Origin of the sequence: Streptomyces sp. NPDC021012 (assembly GCF_044333355.1) — a bacterium.
Classification (GTDB): Bacteria; Actinomycetota; Actinomycetes; order Streptomycetales; family Streptomycetaceae; genus Streptomyces.
Genome location: NZ_JBIRQU010000012.1, coordinates 175,394 through 189,904, shown reverse-complemented (window position 1 = coordinate 189,904; position 14,511 = coordinate 175,394). Strand labels below are relative to the sequence as shown.

General features: G+C 75.3%; 13 protein-coding genes. 7 read left to right on the top strand and 6 right to left on the bottom strand.

The genetic code is table 11. The features are described from left to right. Nucleotides 1-69 precede the first annotated feature (69 nt). From ACH4TP_RS32140 to ACH4TP_RS32130, 3 genes are all read right to left on the bottom strand, one after another. Entirely contained in the window at nucleotides 70-873 is an 804-nt protein-coding gene (locus ACH4TP_RS32140; protein WP_398190633.1) for a phosphatidate cytidylyltransferase, read from the bottom strand. Continuing rightward, nucleotides 870-2,618, bottom strand: a complete 1,749-nt coding sequence (locus tag ACH4TP_RS32135; RefSeq protein WP_398439894.1) for an aminotransferase class I/II-fold pyridoxal phosphate-dependent enzyme — start codon at nucleotides 2,616-2,618, stop codon at nucleotides 870-872. Before ACH4TP_RS32135 ends, ACH4TP_RS32140 begins: the two co-directional genes overlap by 4 nt. A gap of 154 nt (nucleotides 2,619-2,772) precedes the next feature. Beyond that, nucleotides 2,773-3,318, bottom strand: a complete 546-nt coding sequence (locus tag ACH4TP_RS32130; RefSeq protein WP_398439893.1) for an MOSC domain-containing protein — start codon at nucleotides 3,316-3,318, stop codon at nucleotides 2,773-2,775. A gap of 123 nt (nucleotides 3,319-3,441) precedes the next feature. Here ACH4TP_RS32130 and ACH4TP_RS32125 point away from each other — a divergent pair, with 123 nt between their 5' ends. The 3 genes from ACH4TP_RS32125 (at nucleotide 3,442) to ACH4TP_RS32115 (ending at nucleotide 7,875) form a co-directional block, all read left to right on the top strand. Continuing rightward, the gene (locus ACH4TP_RS32125; protein WP_398439892.1) at nucleotides 3,442-4,044 is read left to right on the top strand and encodes a TetR/AcrR family transcriptional regulator; all 603 of its coding nucleotides are present in this window, start codon (nucleotides 3,442-3,444) and stop codon (nucleotides 4,042-4,044) included. After that, nucleotides 4,041-5,819, top strand: a complete 1,779-nt coding sequence (locus ACH4TP_RS32120; RefSeq protein ID WP_398439891.1) for an alpha/beta fold hydrolase — start codon at nucleotides 4,041-4,043, stop codon at nucleotides 5,817-5,819. The genes ACH4TP_RS32125 and ACH4TP_RS32120 overlap by 4 nt, the downstream gene beginning before the upstream one ends. Before the next feature lie 67 nt (nucleotides 5,820-5,886). Beyond that, complete coding sequence (locus tag ACH4TP_RS32115; RefSeq protein WP_398439890.1) at nucleotides 5,887-7,875, top strand: ABC1 kinase family protein; 1,989 nt, start codon at nucleotides 5,887-5,889, stop codon at nucleotides 7,873-7,875. A gap of 105 nt (nucleotides 7,876-7,980) precedes the next feature. Here ACH4TP_RS32115 and ACH4TP_RS32110 read toward each other — a convergent pair whose 3' ends face one another. Continuing rightward, a complete protein-coding gene (locus ACH4TP_RS32110; RefSeq protein ID WP_398439889.1) occupies nucleotides 7,981-8,565 on the bottom strand; it encodes a TetR/AcrR family transcriptional regulator in 585 nt (194 codons plus the stop codon). A 108-nt stretch (nucleotides 8,566-8,673) separates the two neighbouring features. Here ACH4TP_RS32110 and ACH4TP_RS32105 point away from each other — a divergent pair, with 108 nt between their 5' ends. After that, complete coding sequence (locus ACH4TP_RS32105) at nucleotides 8,674-9,627, top strand: TIGR03620 family F420-dependent LLM class oxidoreductase (RefSeq protein ID WP_398439888.1); 954 nt, start codon at nucleotides 8,674-8,676, stop codon at nucleotides 9,625-9,627. 108 nt (nucleotides 9,628-9,735) lie between these two features. Beyond that, nucleotides 9,736-10,197, top strand: a complete 462-nt coding sequence (locus ACH4TP_RS32100; RefSeq protein ID WP_398190611.1) for a pyridoxamine 5'-phosphate oxidase family protein — start codon at nucleotides 9,736-9,738, stop codon at nucleotides 10,195-10,197. 331 nt (nucleotides 10,198-10,528) lie between these two features. Here ACH4TP_RS32100 and ACH4TP_RS32095 read toward each other — a convergent pair whose 3' ends face one another. Next, on the bottom strand, nucleotides 10,529-11,122 hold the full coding sequence (locus ACH4TP_RS32095; protein WP_398190608.1) for a TetR/AcrR family transcriptional regulator: 594 nt from the start codon (nucleotides 11,120-11,122) through the stop codon (nucleotides 10,529-10,531). A 107-nt stretch (nucleotides 11,123-11,229) separates the two neighbouring features. Here ACH4TP_RS32095 and ACH4TP_RS32090 point away from each other — a divergent pair, with 107 nt between their 5' ends. Next, the gene (locus tag ACH4TP_RS32090; RefSeq protein ID WP_398439887.1) at nucleotides 11,230-12,222 is read left to right on the top strand and encodes an NADP-dependent oxidoreductase; all 993 of its coding nucleotides are present in this window, start codon (nucleotides 11,230-11,232) and stop codon (nucleotides 12,220-12,222) included. A gap of 251 nt (nucleotides 12,223-12,473) precedes the next feature. Here ACH4TP_RS32090 and ACH4TP_RS32085 read toward each other — a convergent pair whose 3' ends face one another. Continuing rightward, nucleotides 12,474-13,262: an SDR family oxidoreductase gene (locus tag ACH4TP_RS32085; protein WP_398439886.1), complete on the bottom strand. Its 789-nt coding sequence runs from the start codon at nucleotides 13,260-13,262 to the stop codon at nucleotides 12,474-12,476. Between the two features lie 193 nt (nucleotides 13,263-13,455). Between ACH4TP_RS32085 and ACH4TP_RS32080 the strand changes: the two genes are divergently transcribed. Next, entirely contained in the window at nucleotides 13,456-14,304 is an 849-nt protein-coding gene (locus ACH4TP_RS32080; protein WP_398439885.1) for a helix-turn-helix transcriptional regulator, read from the top strand. Nucleotides 14,305-14,511 lie beyond the last annotated feature (207 nt).

Here is a 14,511-nt window from a genome sequence, read left to right as displayed (position 1 = left end):
GGGAGGGAGCCGGTGCCCGGGTCGCCCCCCGGCCGGTCTGGCGGCACGGGGCGGGCGGTGTGCCGGGGTTCAGCCCAGGACCAGCAGGACCGCCAGGGCGATCAGGAGGGAGTCGATGCGGTCGAGGAGGCCGCCGGAGCCGGGGAGCCAACGGCCGGCGTCCTTGGCGTGGGCGCCTCGTTTGATCATCGATTCCAGCAGGTCGCCGAGTGGGCCGCCGATCGCGACGGCCACCGCTGTCTGCCAGGTCAGGCAGGAGAGCAGGGTCAGGGTGAGCAGGCCGGCGGCGGCTCCGGCCAGGGTGCCGCTCCAGCGCTTGGCGGGTGACAGCGGGGAGAGCCGGGGGCCGCCCAGGTGGCGGCCTGCCGCGTACGCGACGATGTCGGCGATCGAGACGGCCACGAACAGTACGAGGCCCAGGGCGCCGGACGGTACGAGGGCGGCCAGGGTGCCCAGCCACGCCAGTCCCAGCAGGCCCGCCGTCAGGCGGCGCAGTCCGTGTTCCGCGTCGCCCGTGAGCAGCGGGACCCCGGCGATCGCGAGGGCTCCGGCCGCCGCCGCCCGTGGTACCTGTGCCGGGGCCAGCCAGGTGGTCAGGACGAGGGCGAGGACCGCGGCGCCGAGGACCGTCCGGTCGACCGGGCCCAGCCGGAGCAGTCCGCCGAACTCCGCCACCGCGACCGCTCCGGCCACGGCCGTGAGTGCCGCGATGCCCGGCGGGCCGAGCCAGAACGCGGCTGTCACCAGGGGTACGGCGAGCGCCCACACGCACCAGCGGACCATCAGTTCGCGGCGTCGGCTCGCCGCCACCGCGACGCCTCCGGCCGCCAGGGCCCCGCCGAGGTACGGCACGAGGGCGGCGACCGTCGTCACCGGGAGGCCCGCCCCGTCGCGGCCGGGGTGCGCAGTTCCTCCAGGGCGCTGCGGCACGCTGCCACGATCCGGGTGTTCTCCGCCGTGTCGCGGACGGCGATGCGCACGGTCCGGCCCTCGTACGCGGGGGACATCGGTGACAGGTCGCGCAGGAACACGTCGTGGCGCCGGCATGCGCGCACCAGGCGGGCCGCGCTCGGTCCGTCCGGTGGCAGGGTCACCGTGAGGAAGTTCGCCACCCCTTCGTCGACCGAGGTGAAGCCGTCCAACTTGCGCAGGCTGTCGGCCAGTTCGCGGCGCAGGGTGTGGGTGCGGGCCCAGCGTTGCGTGTAGTAGGCGGGGTCGCGCAGGGCCGTCACGGCGGCCAGTTGGGCCGGCAGGCTCACGGGCCACGGCGGTGTCCAGCGGCGCAGCTGTCCGGCGGTGTCCGGGTCGGCCACCAGGTAGGCGGCCCGCATCCCCGACAGGGCGTACATCTTCGACAGCGAGGTGCAGACCACGACGCGGGGGTCGGTGGAGGCGAGGGGGGCGAGGGAGTCGGCCGGGTCGGCGTAGGCGAGGTACGCCTCGTCGATCCACCAGCGGGTCCGTGCGGGCGTGGCCTCGATGACCGCGCGCAGGGCGTCGGCGGGGGCGTGGCGGCCGGTGGGGTTGTTGGGGTTGACCACCACCACGAGGTCGTAGCGTCCGTCGCCGGTGGCGGCGGCGAGCCGGGCGGGGTCGAGCAGCCAGCCGTCCTGCCGGCGCAGCGGGAGCCGGTCGACCCGGCAGCCGATGACCCGCTCGGTGACGTGGGCGTACTCCCCGTAGCCCGGGTCGAGCAGGAGCACCCGGCTGTCCGGTGTCAGCCATCGGCCGAAGGCGCGGAAGATGAGGTCGGAGGAGCCCGCCCCGACGACCAGCGAGGACTGCGGCAGGCCGCGGACCTCGGCGATCTGCGCGAGCAGTCCTTCCGCGCCGGTGGGCGGTGAGGTCCGGGCCGCCCATCCCGGGTCCTCGGCGAGGACCGCGCGGACCTTCGGGGACGGCGGGAACCAGGCGTCCAGTACGTCGGCCGCGACGACCTCGTGACGGCGGGTCAGGGTCCGGAAGTCCGTGCCGATCGCGGAGAAGAACGCGCCGCCGTGCTCGCAGCCGTCCGCGCGCGGTGCGAAGGGCACGTCGAGCTGCCAGTCCAGGCCGGTCCGCAGTCGGCGCAGGGTCCGGCCGTGGCGCTCGGTGACCGTCCTGGTCAGTTCGGCGACGGAGCCGCTGAGGACCTCGAAGGAGACCGCGCCCGAGCGGATCGTGCGGCCCACCGGCCGCAGCCCGGTGGCGAGGTACATGTCGAGCAGTTGTGTGCGTCCCATCGCCACCACCCGGCGGCCGCCGCGGGCCGCGGCCCAGCGCAGCGCCGCGTACATCAGCAGCGGGGCCGCCGCGGTGGACCGCCAGCGTTCCTCGACGGTCAGGACGCGGATCTCGAACGGCTCCTCCTCGGTCAGGAGCGGGAGTTCCTCGCGCGTGAGGTACTTGTCGAGGGAGTAGCGGCCGGCCCACGGCGGGGTGAGGCTGACGAACCCGATGCGTGTGTCGCCGCGCGCGGCCACGAGATAGACGTTGTCGCCGTCGAGGCTGTCGCTGAGCCTTCCGGACGGGTCCGGGGGATGCTGGCCGAGCTCCCGCGCGTACACCCGGTGGCGCAGTTCGTGGATCCAGTCGTGATCGCTGGGTGTGGCGGTGCGCAGTTGCAGGGCGTGGTCCATGCGTGTGTCCCCTTGAGGCGGTCCGGCGTTCGCGCCCCAGCATGGAGGAGTCCGGCGGACGGCACCTGAGTACGCGTACTCAGCCGGGGAGTTGACAGCGGTGCAGGTCAGGGCGGGAAGCGGGGCGGGCCGGTCGTCGGTCGTCCCGGTTTGTTCAGACGCGTTCCAGTCGCCGGTGGGGGGTCGGCGGGAGTTCGACCGTGACGGTGTCGCCGGGGGTCACGGGGCCGCCGTGGCGGACGATCGCCATCACGCCTGCTTTGAAGGTGAATTCCTCCGCGTCGGGATCGAGGAAGAACATCTCGCCGAGCAGTCCCGGCCGGAAGTCGTTGATCTTCGCGCACGGGTTGCGCAGCCCCGTCACCTCGACCACCGCCTGGCCGCCCAGCCGCAGCAGGGTTCCGGTGGGCAGGGCGAGCAGGTCGACGCCGCGGGTGGTGATGTTCTCCCCGAGCCGACCGGCCGAGACGTCGAAGCCTTTGCGGGCGAGTTCGTCGAAGAGTTCCGCGTGCATCAGGTGGACCTGGCGCAGGTTGGGCAGGTCCGGTTCGTAGGTCATGCGGAACTGGTGGCGGATCGTCGGCCCCGCGTGGACGTCGTCCTCGACGCCCAGTCCGGCGAGGAGGTTGATCGTGGGGTGGTTGGGCTTGCTGAACGCGTAGGTGGCGTTGCGGCTGACCGCTGTGACCGTGCCGCTCATCGTCCCGCCCGTCGTCGTCTCGGCCGTTCGCCGTCGTGTCCCTGTCCGGCCGATCCTAGGGGGCGCGGTCGTCGTGGTGGTCCGCCACCTTGAAAAATATGTAGACCGGTCTATTGTTCGGGTATGACGGGAACCAGGGGAACCAAGGGAGCCGAGACCAGCTCGCGGCTGGCGGAGTCGATGCTGGAGCTGATCCAGCGGCACGGGTACAGCGGTACGGGGCTCAACGCGGTGGTGGAGCATGCGGGGGCCCCGAAGGGGTCGCTCTACTTCCACTACCCGCAGGGGAAGGAGGCGTTGGGGCAGAAGGCCGTCGAGCTCGCGGCCGCGCGGTTCGGCGCGCTGGTGGCCGGGGCGGCGGCGGATCCGGCCGCGGCGGGTGAGGTGCTGGGCCAGGTGATCGGGGAACTGGCCGGGATGCTGGAGGGCAGCGACTTCCAGCTGGGCTGCCCGGTCTCGGTGGTGACGCTGGAGATGGGCGGGCAGAGCGAACGGCTGCGCGAGGCCTGCGCCGAGGCCTTCGAGTCGTGGGTGGCGCCGGTGGGTGAACTGCTCGTGGCGCGGGGCCGGTCCCGTCGTACCGCGCGGGCTCTGGCGACCGCCGTGGTCGGCATGGTGGAGGGGGCGGTCATCATGGCGCGCGCCCAGCGGTCCACCGAGCCGCTGCACTGCGCCGCCCGGGCGATCGACGTGCTGCTGGCGGAGGGTGCGGAGGCCTCGGCATGAGGGGTGCGGAGCAGCGGCATGCGCTGGTGCTGGGCGCGAGCGGTTTCATCGGACGGCACGTGGTGCTCGCGCTCGGCCGGGCCGGCGTCCGCGTCAGTACGGGCAACCGCAGCCGCGAGTCCCACCGGCGGCTGGCCCGGTGGCTGGCCGAACGCGGGTACGAGGGGGCCCCGGCCGACCTGCGGGTCGACTTCGCCACGGCGTCGCTGGTCCAGGGCGCGTGCGAGGACGTCACCGAGATCTACAACTGCGCCGGCGCCTTCCGGTTCGGGATGTCGGTGGAGGAGGCGCGGCGGGCCAACGTCGACAGCGTGCGCGCGGTCGTCGGGTTCGCGGCCCGGCTGCCCCGCCTGCGCCGCCTGGTGCAGATCTCCGGGTACCGGGTGGGCGGGCAGGACCCCACCCCCTGGAGCGAGGAGCAGCGGCGGGCGACCTACCGGGCGCTGGGCGCCTACGAGGCCTCCCGGGTGGAGGCGGACGCCGTCTTCCAGGAGCTGGCGGCGCGGGCGGGCGTCGCGTGGTCCATCGTGAACCCGGCCAGCGTCATCGGGGACAGCGCCACCGGGGAATCCGACCAGTACCTCGGGCTCGCCTCCAGCCTGAGGGACCTGTGGCGGGGCTCGCTGCCCGCGCTGCCGGGCAATGCGAGGACGTTCGTCCCCGTGGTCGCGGTCGACCACCTCGCCCGGTTCATGGCCCTGCTGCCGACGGACCCGGCCGCCGAGAACACCGCGTACTGGCTGCTGGACGACGGCACGCCCGCGCTGCCCGACCTGCTCACGCTCGTGGCCGGGCACTACGGCGTCGAGGCGCCCCGGGCGCGGATCCCGGTGCCCCTGCTCAAGCGGCTTCCCCGCCGGCTCACCCGGGCCGATCCGGAGACCCTGACGTTCCTGTCGGCCGACCGCTACCCGACCGCGTCGGCCCACGCCTTCGCCGCCCGGCACGGCCTGGCCGCGCCGGACACCGCCACGACGATCCGCCGCTGGGCCGACCACCTGGCGGCCCACCGCTTCGGCGACGCCCCGGCCCCCGACCGGCGGTTCACCACGACCGGCGGCATACGGACCTTCGAACTGGGCGCGGCGGGCGCGGCCACGGTGGTGCTGCCCGGCCTGCCGGTCAACGCCGACACCTGGGCCCCGGTGGTCACGGCCCTCGGCGACGCCCGCGCCGTCGACCTGCCGGGCCTGGGCATGAGCGCCGGGGGCCGCGAGGACTGGGCGTCCTGGTCGGCCGCGCTGGTGACCGGGGGCGGCGCCCGGCACCTGGTGGGCCACTCCCTCGGCGCCGCCGCCGCGCTGGAGGCCGCGGCCGCCCACCCCGGCGCGGTGGACCGGCTCACGCTGGTGTCGCCGTTCTTCCTCCAGGCTCCCCCGCCCCGCACCGCGACGTGGACGCCCCTGACGCGCCGGGTCCTGCGCCGGATCACCCCCACCGCGCTGGCCGGGCGCCTGACCGGCACCGCGGAGCACGCGCCCGCGCTCCTCCCGGCCGTCGCGGACCTTCGCCGCGGCACCGTCGCGGCCACCACCGCCCGCCTGCTCGCCGCCACCGCGGACCCGCTCTGGCGCGCGGGCCTGCGGGCCCGGCTGCGGGAGTACCCGGGGCGCGTCCACCTGGTCATCGGCTCCGACGATCCCCTCACCGCCGGCGGACAGGCCCTGCTGGAGGCCCTCCCCCGCGCCACCGTGACGGTGATCGACGGCGCGGGACACCATCCCCAGCTCACCCACCCGCAGGACGTCGCGCAGGCCGTCCGCGAGCGTCCCTGACGGACGGCGCCGCTCCCCCGCCCCGGGGTCGGCAGCGGGAGGTGCAGGAGCGTCAAGTGCCGTGGGCGTGCTGTTCGTTGCCGTGGGCGCGGCCGCCGGTGTGCGGGTGCTGTTGAATGGCGGCATGTGGATCACGGGGGTGTTGGTCGGGGCGCTGGTCTTCCTGCTGGTGATGGTGGCGCCCGCGGTGGTGGGGCGGCGGCTGCTGGGGGTGCGGGCGGGTGCGGTGCGGGTCGGGGCCGCGGGGGTGTGCGGACTGTCGGTGTCCGCGGCGCTGCTGGCACCCCGGCTGGAGGAGTCGGGACAGCTCGCGCCGCTGCTGTCCTTGATGGTCGGGGTGGCGATGCTCGGCGCGATGGTCGTGCTCGTCACCCTGGACGTCCTGGTGCCCGTGGGGGCCGTGCGGCCGCTGGGATGGGTGCAGTCGGCGCGGGCCCGGATCGGGCGGGCGCGGCGCTACTCCGCGGTGGTGCGCATCGCCACGCGGCACGGGCTGGGGCCGTATCTGCGGGGGCGCCGGCGGGCGCCGGGGGTGCGGCACGAGTTGCTGGCGCGGGAGCTGCGGCAGGCGCTGCAGGCCGGCGGGACCACGTTCGTGAAGCTGGGTCAGCTGATGTCGACCCGGCGGGACCTGCTGCCCGAGGTGTACGTCGAGGAGCTCAGCCTGCTGCAGGACCAGGTGCCGCCCGCGCCGTGGAGTCAGGTCGAGGCGCAGCTGCGCGAGGGCCTGGGGGCGCCGGTGGGGGACGTGTTCGCCTCGTTCGAGCGGGTTCCGCTGGCGGCGGCCTCCATCGCGCAGGTGCACGCGGCCGTCCTGCACGACGGCACCGAGGTCATCGTCAAGGTGCAGCGGCCGGGGATACCGGAGCTGGTGGAGCGGGACCTGGACATCGTCGGGCGGCTGGCCGCCGTGCTGAGCGACCGTACCGCCTGGGGGCGCGGGCTCGGGCTGAACGAGCTGGCGCAGGGCTTCGCCGTCGCGCTGCGCGAGGAGCTGGACTTCCGGGTCGAGGCCCGGAACATGACCGCGGTGCGCCGGGCGGCCGAGGCCCGCGGCGATTCCCGTGTCGCCGTCCCCGTGCTGTACGGGCAGTTCAGCACGGAGCGGGTGCTCGTCATGAGCCGGGTCGAGGGCGCCTCGCTGGGCAAGGCCGTCCCCGACGACCGGCACCACGGCACCCGGCTGGCGCAGACCCTGCTGACCACGCTGCTCGACCAGATCATGCTGGACGGTGTCTTCCACGCCGATCCGCACCCCGGCAACATCCTGCTGCAGCCCGACGGCACGGCCGCCCTGCTCGACTTCGGGTCCGTCGGCAGGATCGACCCCTCGCTGCGCGAGGCGATGGGGGGCCTGTTCCTCGCCGTGGACCGGGGGGATCCGCTCGCCCTGCGCGAGGCCCTGCTGGAGATCACCGACCGTCCCGAGGACATCGACGAACAGCGGCTGCTGCGTGCGCTGGGGCAGTTCAGCGCCCGCCACCTGGGGCACGGGTCCGCGCCCGACGTGGAGATGTTCGGCGACCTGTTCCGGCTCGTGGCGGACTTCCGGCTGGCGGTGCTGCCGGAGATCGCGGCCGTCTTCCGGGCCCTGGCCACCCTGGAGGGCACGCTGGTGCGCCTCTCCCCCGGCTTCAACATGCTGGAGGCGTCCCGTACCTACGCCTCGGCCCGGCTCGTCGACCGGCTGGGGCCGCGCAGCGTCCGGGACACGGCCCGCGACGAGCTGATCGCGCTGCTGCCCGTGCTGCGGCGGCTGCCGCGCCGGCTCGACCGCCTGGGCGGGGCGCTCGAGGAGGGGCGGCTCGGGGTCAACGTGCGGCTCTTCGCCGACGCCCGTGACCGGCGGGTCGTCGGCGAGCTGGTCGGGCGGGTGGTGCACGCCTTCGTGGGGATCTTCCTGGGGTTCGCGGGACTTGAGCTGCTGGGGATGAAGGGCGGGCCGCGGGTGAGCGAGAACCTCGGGCTGTACGGGCTGATGGGCTGCAACCTGCTGCTGCTGTCCGCCGCCATCGTCCTGCGGACCGTCTTCGTCACCAGCCGGCCCATGGAATGAGCGTGCCGGGCTGAACGGACGGCTCCGCCGGGGTTCTTCGGGGCGGGGCCGGTGCGCCGCCGGCCCGTCGTCCCGTCGTCCCGTCGGTCGGCGGGCGGGGCGGGGTCAGGTCCTGCGGCGTGGTGGGGCGTGCACGGCGTCCAGGACGAGGTCCAGCAGCAGCTCGGGCCGTCCGGGCCGGTCATCGCCGTGGGCGGTGGACAGCGCGATGCCGACGACGAGTTGCAGGAGGTCGTCGGCGGTCAGGTCGGCGCGGGCCGTTCCGTGCCGTTGGGCCCGGGCGAGCAGGCCGGCCGCCATGTCCAGGATGCGGCGGTGGCAGTCGGGGCCCGACGCGCCGGCCGGTTCCATCAGCAGGGCGCTGCCCATCCCCTGGTTGACGCGGGCGTGGGCGAGGAAGGCCCGCAGCCACTGCTCCAGGGCCTCGTCGGCGTCCTCCGCGGCGAGCAGCCGCCGCGCGTGGGCGGACAGGGTCTCGATCCGGTCCTCGAGCACCGCGGTCAGCAGGTCCGAGCGGTGGGGGAAGTGACGGTACAGGGTGCCGGGGCCCACCCCCGCCCGGCGGGCGATCTCGTTGAGGGAGGCGCCGGGCCCGGCTTCGGCGAACACCTCGCGCGCCGCCGCCACCAGCCGTGCCCGGTTGAGGCGGGCGTCCGTGCGCCGCGGGGGGTGCGCCCGCCTGTCCGTCATCGTCCCGTCCTTCGGTCGGCTCCCGCCATGGAAAACCGGAGAGGTTCTCCGTATTCTAGCCGACGAGAAACGGAGAACCTCTCCGGAACGCCGCCTGGAGGAGTACCGATGAGTGACGACGCGCGGACCGGGCTCGGCCGGGTCGGGATCTGGACCTTCGCCTACGAGGGCCAACCCGCCGGACGCGTACGGGAATCGGCCGCGGAACTGGAGGAGCTGGGGTACGGGGCGATCTGGCACGGCGAGGCGTTCGGCCGCGACACGGTGGGCCAGGCGTGGTTGCTGCTGTCGGCGACCCGCCGGATCACCGTCGCCTCCGGCATCGCCAACATCGCCTTCCGCGACCCGATCGCCATGGCCGGCGCGACCCGCACGCTCGGCGAGGCGTTCCCCGGACGCTATCTGCTCGGCCTGGGCGGGCACCGGGTCGACGACACGGTGCACGAGGTGGACGGCTACCCCGTCCCGGCCCGGGGCAGGGCGCTCGCCACGATGCGCGCCTACCTCGACGCCATGGACGCCGTCCCCGCCCACGGCCCCGTCCCCGATCCGGCCCCCCGCCGCGTCCTGGCCGCCCTCGGCCCGAAGATGCTCGCGCTGGCCGCCGAGCGCGCCTGGGGCGCCCACCCCTACTTCGTGCCCGTCGAGCACACCGCGCGGGCCCGCGCGATCATGGGACCGGACGCCTTCCTCGGGGTCGAGCAGGCCGTCGTCCTGGACACCGACCTCGGCCGGGCCCGGGAGGTGGCCACGGCGCACGTCGCCGGCTACGTCGCGGCGGCGGCGCACCAGCGGGCGAACGTCCGGCGGCTCGGCTTCGGCGACGCGGACCTTACCGGCGGCCCCAGCCGCCGGCTGGTGGACGCGATCGTCGCGTACGGCGACACCGAGGCGGTTTGCCGCCGCGTGCGGGAGCACCTCGACGCGGGAGCCGACCACGTCTGCGTGCAGGTGCTGAGCGCCGATCCGGCCGCGCTGCCGGAGCGGGAGTGGCGCGAGCTCGCGCCCGCGCTCGTCGCGCCCTCGCCGGTGCCCGATTCCCGCCAGGTCAGCGGGAGTTAGGCCTCCTCGGGGGGGCCGTCCCGCGGGGGCCTGCGGGGCGGGTCCGTCTGCGGGCCTAGGACCTGCGCCCCAGGCGCGCCGTGCACCCGCTGGCTAGGGTCGGCGCCCATGCGAGATACGAAGATCATCCGGCGGACCACGGCGCAGCGCAGGCGCGACACCCTGGAGCGGCTCGGCTCGGAGCGCGACATCTGGGTGTCGACGGCCCACCCCGACCACGGCCCGCACCAGGTGCCCCTGTGGTTCTGGTGGGACGGGCGGGCGGTGTGGATGTGCACCGGCGCGAACTCCGCGACCGCGCGCAACGCGGCCGCGGAGCCGCGGGTGCGGCTGGCGCTGCCGGACGCCCTGGACGTGGTGCTGCTGCAGGGCGAGGCGACGTGCCACCCCGCGCGGGAGGTGCCGCAAGACGCCGCGGAGGCGTACCTGGCCAAGTTCGGCTGGGATCCGCGCACGGAAGAGGCCCCCCACCTGTACCTGCGCGTCGTGCCGCGGACCGTGCGCGCCTGGCGCGGGGTGCCGGAACTGCGGGGCAGGGTCGTGATGCGCGACGGGGCCTGGCTGGAGTGAGACGGGGGGCCGGGGGGTGTGGTGCGGGTGTGCCGGCCGGGGCCGCGTGCCGAGGGCCGCGGCCGGCTCGTCCGCCCCGCGCGCCCGGGCCGCGCGGGGCTCGCGGGGGCCCGCCGGGCCGGTGGGTGGTGTCCGGCCGCCGCGCGGGGGCGGATGGCGCTCGCGATGGCCCACCGGACCGGTGGGGCGGCGGCCTGACCGCCGCGCGGGGCGGGTCGCTCACGGTGACCCGCCGGACCGGCGGGGCGGCGCCTGGCCGCCGCGGAGGGGCGGGGGGCGCTCGCGGCGGCCGCCGGGCCTGGAGGGCGGTGTCCGGCCGCCGCGCGGGGGGTCAGGCCTGGTGTGTCGGCGGCCTCAGGCCGTCCATCACCAGGCGGAACAGGTGTTCCTGGCGTTCGGCGAGGGTCGGGGCCTGGTCGGCGATCCAGCCGAGGGCGTTGGTCAGGGCGAACAGGTCGACGGGGGTCACGTCGGGGCGGATGGTGCCGGATTCCTGGGCCGCGGCCAGCAGCCGGCCGCCGGCCTGGCGCATCGTCAGGCAGGCGGCGTGCAGGGGGGACTGCGGATCGTGCAGGGTGGCCATCAGGGTCGCCGGGAGGCCCTGGTAGGCGCCCGCGCCGAGGGTGAACTCGTACAGCCACTCGGTCAGCGCGCGCTCGGGCGGGGTGGCGGCCAGGGCGTCGGCCCGTTCGGCGAGGCGGGTGAAGCGGCGGCGCAGCAGGGCCTCCAGCAGGTCGTCCCGGTGGGGGAAGTGGCGGTAGAGCGTGCCGAGGCCGATGCCGGCGCGGCGGGCGATGTCCCGCAGGGAGGCCGCGGTGCCCTGTTCGGCGACGACCTGTGCCGCGACCTCCAGGATCCGGTCGCGGTTGCGCCGGGCGTCGGCGCGGGGCGCGCGGGGGTGGTCGGGGCGCGACTCGATGGACATGCGAAACCTCGTCTTTGACAACCGGAGCACTGCTCCGCTTTCCTGTTCCGGAGCAGTGCTCCGGATTTTATCCGGGGTGCTCCGCCATGGAACCCGGGGAGGGACACATGCATACGGCGACGATGCGGGCCGTCCGGCTGCACGCCTTCGGCGAGCCCGAGCAGCTGGTCTACGAAGAGGTGGCCCGGCCCGAGCCCGGACCGGGCGAGGTGCTGGTGCGGGTGTGCGCGGCGGGCGTCAACCCCCCGGACTGGTACGCGCGGCGCGGATTTCGGAACATCCCCGCGGAGCTCCGGCCGAACTGGACGCCGCCGCTGATCCTGGGCAGCGACATCTCCGGGGTGGTCGTGGCCCTCGGCCCGGACGTCACCGGGTGGCGGCCCGGCGACGAGGTCTTCGGCCTGGTCAACTTCCCCGGCCGCGGGTCCGCGTACGCCGAGTACGTGGTCTCCCCCGCCGCCCACCTGGCCTCCCGGCCGGCCGCGCTCGGGCACGTGGAGGCCGCCGCCGTGCCGATGGCCGGCCTCACCGCCTACCAGTACCTCTTCACCCACCTGCGCGACCGCGTCGGCGGCACCGTCCTGGTCAACGGCGCGGCCGGCGGGGTCGGCCACTTCGCCGTGCAGCTGGCCAGGGCGGCCGGCGCGCGCCGCGTGGTCGCGGTGGCCTCCGGGCGGCACGAGGAGTTCCTGCGGGGCCTGGGCGTGGACCGGTTCGTCGACTACACCCGCACACCGGCCGAGGAGGCCGTCCGCGATGTCGACCTGCTGATCGACACGGTCGGCGGCCCGCATGCGCACCGCCTGCTGCCCGTCATGCGGCGCGGCGGCCAAATCGCGCCCGTCTTCCCCGGCGACTACCACCGCACGCGCGCGGCCGAGCTGGGGATCACCCTCACCGAGGGGTGGCAGGTGCGTTCCAGCGGCCCGGACCTCGCCGGGCTGGCCGCCCTCGTCGACGCCGGGAAGGTGCGCGTCGGCATCGACAGCGTCTTCCCCCTGCGCGACGCGGCCGCCGCCCACCTCCGCGCCGAACGGGGCCATCTGCAGGGCAAGATCGTCCTCAGCGCCGAGGACCGGGGCTTCGCGGACCACCGCTGAGGACCTCCGGTACGCCTGGGCGCGCCCCCCGCCGGGTGGTCACGGGCCTCCGGCCGTGGCCACCCGGCCGGGGGCCGGGGAGCCGTCCGGCCCGCCCCGGACCGCCCCGGACCGGGTCCGCGCCCCGGCCGGTGCGGCCGGGGGCGTCCGTGCCCGGGGCACGAGTGCCGGGGCTTCGCGGCCGTGTCCGGTGTGTCCGGCGGGCGGGGAGGCGGACTTGTGGAGGTGGGGCGGGGGCTGTGGTGCTCGGGTCAGTTGGGCTGGGCGGTGGGCATGAGGGTGACCTGCTGGAGGTTGGCGCGCGGCGGGAGGGTCGCGACGAAGCCGACGGTCCGCGCGACGTCCTCGGGGGTGAGCCACTCCATGGTCCGCTTGGATCCTTCCAGCCACGCCAGGGCGCCCTCGTCGGTGACGTGGCTCTGCAGTTCGGTGCCGACGATGCCCGGTTCGATCGCCGAGACCCTGACGTTCCTGGCGCCCAGTTCGGCCCGCAGGTGGCGCGAGAGGTGGGTGACGTACGCCTTGGTCGCGGAGTAGACGGCGAAGTTCGGGAAGATGTTCTGCGCCGCGATCGACGAGGTGTTGATCAGATCCGCGACGCCGCGCTCGCCGGCCGCCTCGACCAGCTGCGGGGTGAAGGCGCCGATCACGTTCATCAGCCCGGTGATGTTGAGGTCGATCTGGTGCTGCCACTGGTCGGCCGCCCGTTGCGTCACGGGTGCCGGCAGCATCACGCCCGCGTTGTTGAACAGCAGGTCCACGGTGCCGAACTCGGACGCGATCCCGTCCGCCGCGGCCTGCACCGCCGGCCGGTCGGTCACGTCGACGGCCAGGGCCCGTGCCTCGCCGCCGTCCTTCCCGATCCGGGCGGCCAGCCGCTCCAGGCGTTCCGCGCGCCGGGCCATGAGGACCACCCGGGCGCCCAGGGCGGCGAGGTGTGCGGCCGAGGCCTCGCCGATGCCGCTGGAGGCGCCGGTGACGACCGCGACACGGCCGGCGAGGGGGCGGGAGAGGGTGTGGGCGGGAAGGTGCGTGGTCATGTGAAGTGCCTTTCGAGGCAGGTGGGATGGGGCGGGGGCGGCCCGGTGCCGCGGCCCTTCACCAGAACACCAGCCGCAGGCGTCTTCCGGGGCGCCGCAGCAGGCCCTGACCGGGCGGGTACCGCCGGGGGAGGTACCGGCGGTACCACCTTCGCCCCCGTGGGGCCCGCCCCCGGCCGTCACACTGGGAGGCATGGACGACCGTGGTCGCGAGCTCGCCGATTTCCTGCGCACCCGCCGGGCCCGGGTGACGCCCTCCCAGGCCGGGCTGCCCGACGACGGGCGCGCGCGGCGTGTGCCCGGGCTGCGCCGTGCCGAGGTCGCCGGGCTGGCCGGGGTCAGCATCGAGTACTACACCCGGCTCGAACAGGGCCGGGCGCAGAATCCCTCCCCGGAGGTCCGCGAGGCCCTCGTCCGCGCCCTGCGGCTGGATGCCGCCGAGCGCGAGCACTTCACCGATCTGCTGGACCGGCCCGCGCGGGTCCGGCGCGCCCCGGCCGGGCCGCAGCGGGTGCGCCCCGGCCTGCACCTGATGCTGCAGACCCTGGAACACGTGCCCGCCTTCGTCCTCGGCCGCCGTACCGACGTCCTGGCCTCCAACCGGCTGGCCCGTGAGGTCCTGACCGACTTCGAGGCGCTGCCCGCGCCGCGGCGCAACCTGGCCCGCTACTACCTGCTGGACCCCGAGGTCCGCTCACGTGTCGGCGACTGGGAGCGGATCGCCGCCGAGACCGTCGCCGTCCTGCGGCTGGAGGCCGGGCGCGAGGCCCACGACCGCCGGCTCGCCGACCTCATCGGTGAACTGACCGTGAAGTCGCCGGAGTTCTCCACCTGGTGGAACGATCACCGGGTGCTGCGCCGGACGTACGGCGCCAAGCACTACCGCCATCCCCTCGTCGGCGACCTGTCCTTCTCCTACGAGTCCTTCCAGGTCCCCGGCGACACCGACCAGACGCTGTGCGTCTACAACGTCGAGCCCGGCTCCCCCACCGCCCGCTCCCTGCGGCTCCTCGCCGGCTGGACGGCGCCCCAGCCCGCGTAGGGCGACCGGTGCGCCGTACGGGCCTGCCGGAGGCGGGGGCCCGGCGGCGGGTTCCAGCCGGTGCGAAACGCGCTGCCCCCTCACCCGCCCCGTGGAGTGTTCCGCGGGGCGGGTGACGTGCGTGGTCGTGCCGGTGGGGGGCCGGCGGCGGCAGAGCGGGAATCAAGGGGCGCTGCACCGGGCGGGGTTAGTTTTCCGGACACTGAA

Coding starts and splice junctions, on each gene's coding strand:
- ACH4TP_RS32135 (WP_398439894.1), bottom strand. CDS start 2,618: ATGGACCACGCCCTGCAACTGCGCACCGCCACACCCAGCGATCACGAC.
- ACH4TP_RS32130 (WP_398439893.1), bottom strand. CDS start 3,318: ATGAGCGGCACGGTCACAGCGGTCAGCCGCAACGCCACCTACGCGTTC.
- ACH4TP_RS32125 (WP_398439892.1), top strand. CDS start 3,442: ATGACGGGAACCAGGGGAACCAAGGGAGCCGAGACCAGCTCGCGGCTG.
- ACH4TP_RS32120 (WP_398439891.1), top strand. CDS start 4,041: ATGAGGGGTGCGGAGCAGCGGCATGCGCTGGTGCTGGGCGCGAGCGGT.
- ACH4TP_RS32110 (WP_398439889.1), bottom strand. CDS start 8,565: ATGACGGACAGGCGGGCGCACCCCCCGCGGCGCACGGACGCCCGCCTC.
- ACH4TP_RS32105 (WP_398439888.1), top strand. CDS start 8,674: ATGAGTGACGACGCGCGGACCGGGCTCGGCCGGGTCGGGATCTGGACC.
- ACH4TP_RS32100 (WP_398190611.1), top strand. CDS start 9,736: ATGCGAGATACGAAGATCATCCGGCGGACCACGGCGCAGCGCAGGCGC.
- ACH4TP_RS32095 (WP_398190608.1), bottom strand. CDS start 11,122: ATGTCCATCGAGTCGCGCCCCGACCACCCCCGCGCGCCCCGCGCCGAC.
- ACH4TP_RS32090 (WP_398439887.1), top strand. CDS start 11,230: ATGCATACGGCGACGATGCGGGCCGTCCGGCTGCACGCCTTCGGCGAG.
- ACH4TP_RS32085 (WP_398439886.1), bottom strand. CDS start 13,262: ATGACCACGCACCTTCCCGCCCACACCCTCTCCCGCCCCCTCGCCGGC.
- ACH4TP_RS32080 (WP_398439885.1), top strand. CDS start 13,456: ATGGACGACCGTGGTCGCGAGCTCGCCGATTTCCTGCGCACCCGCCGG.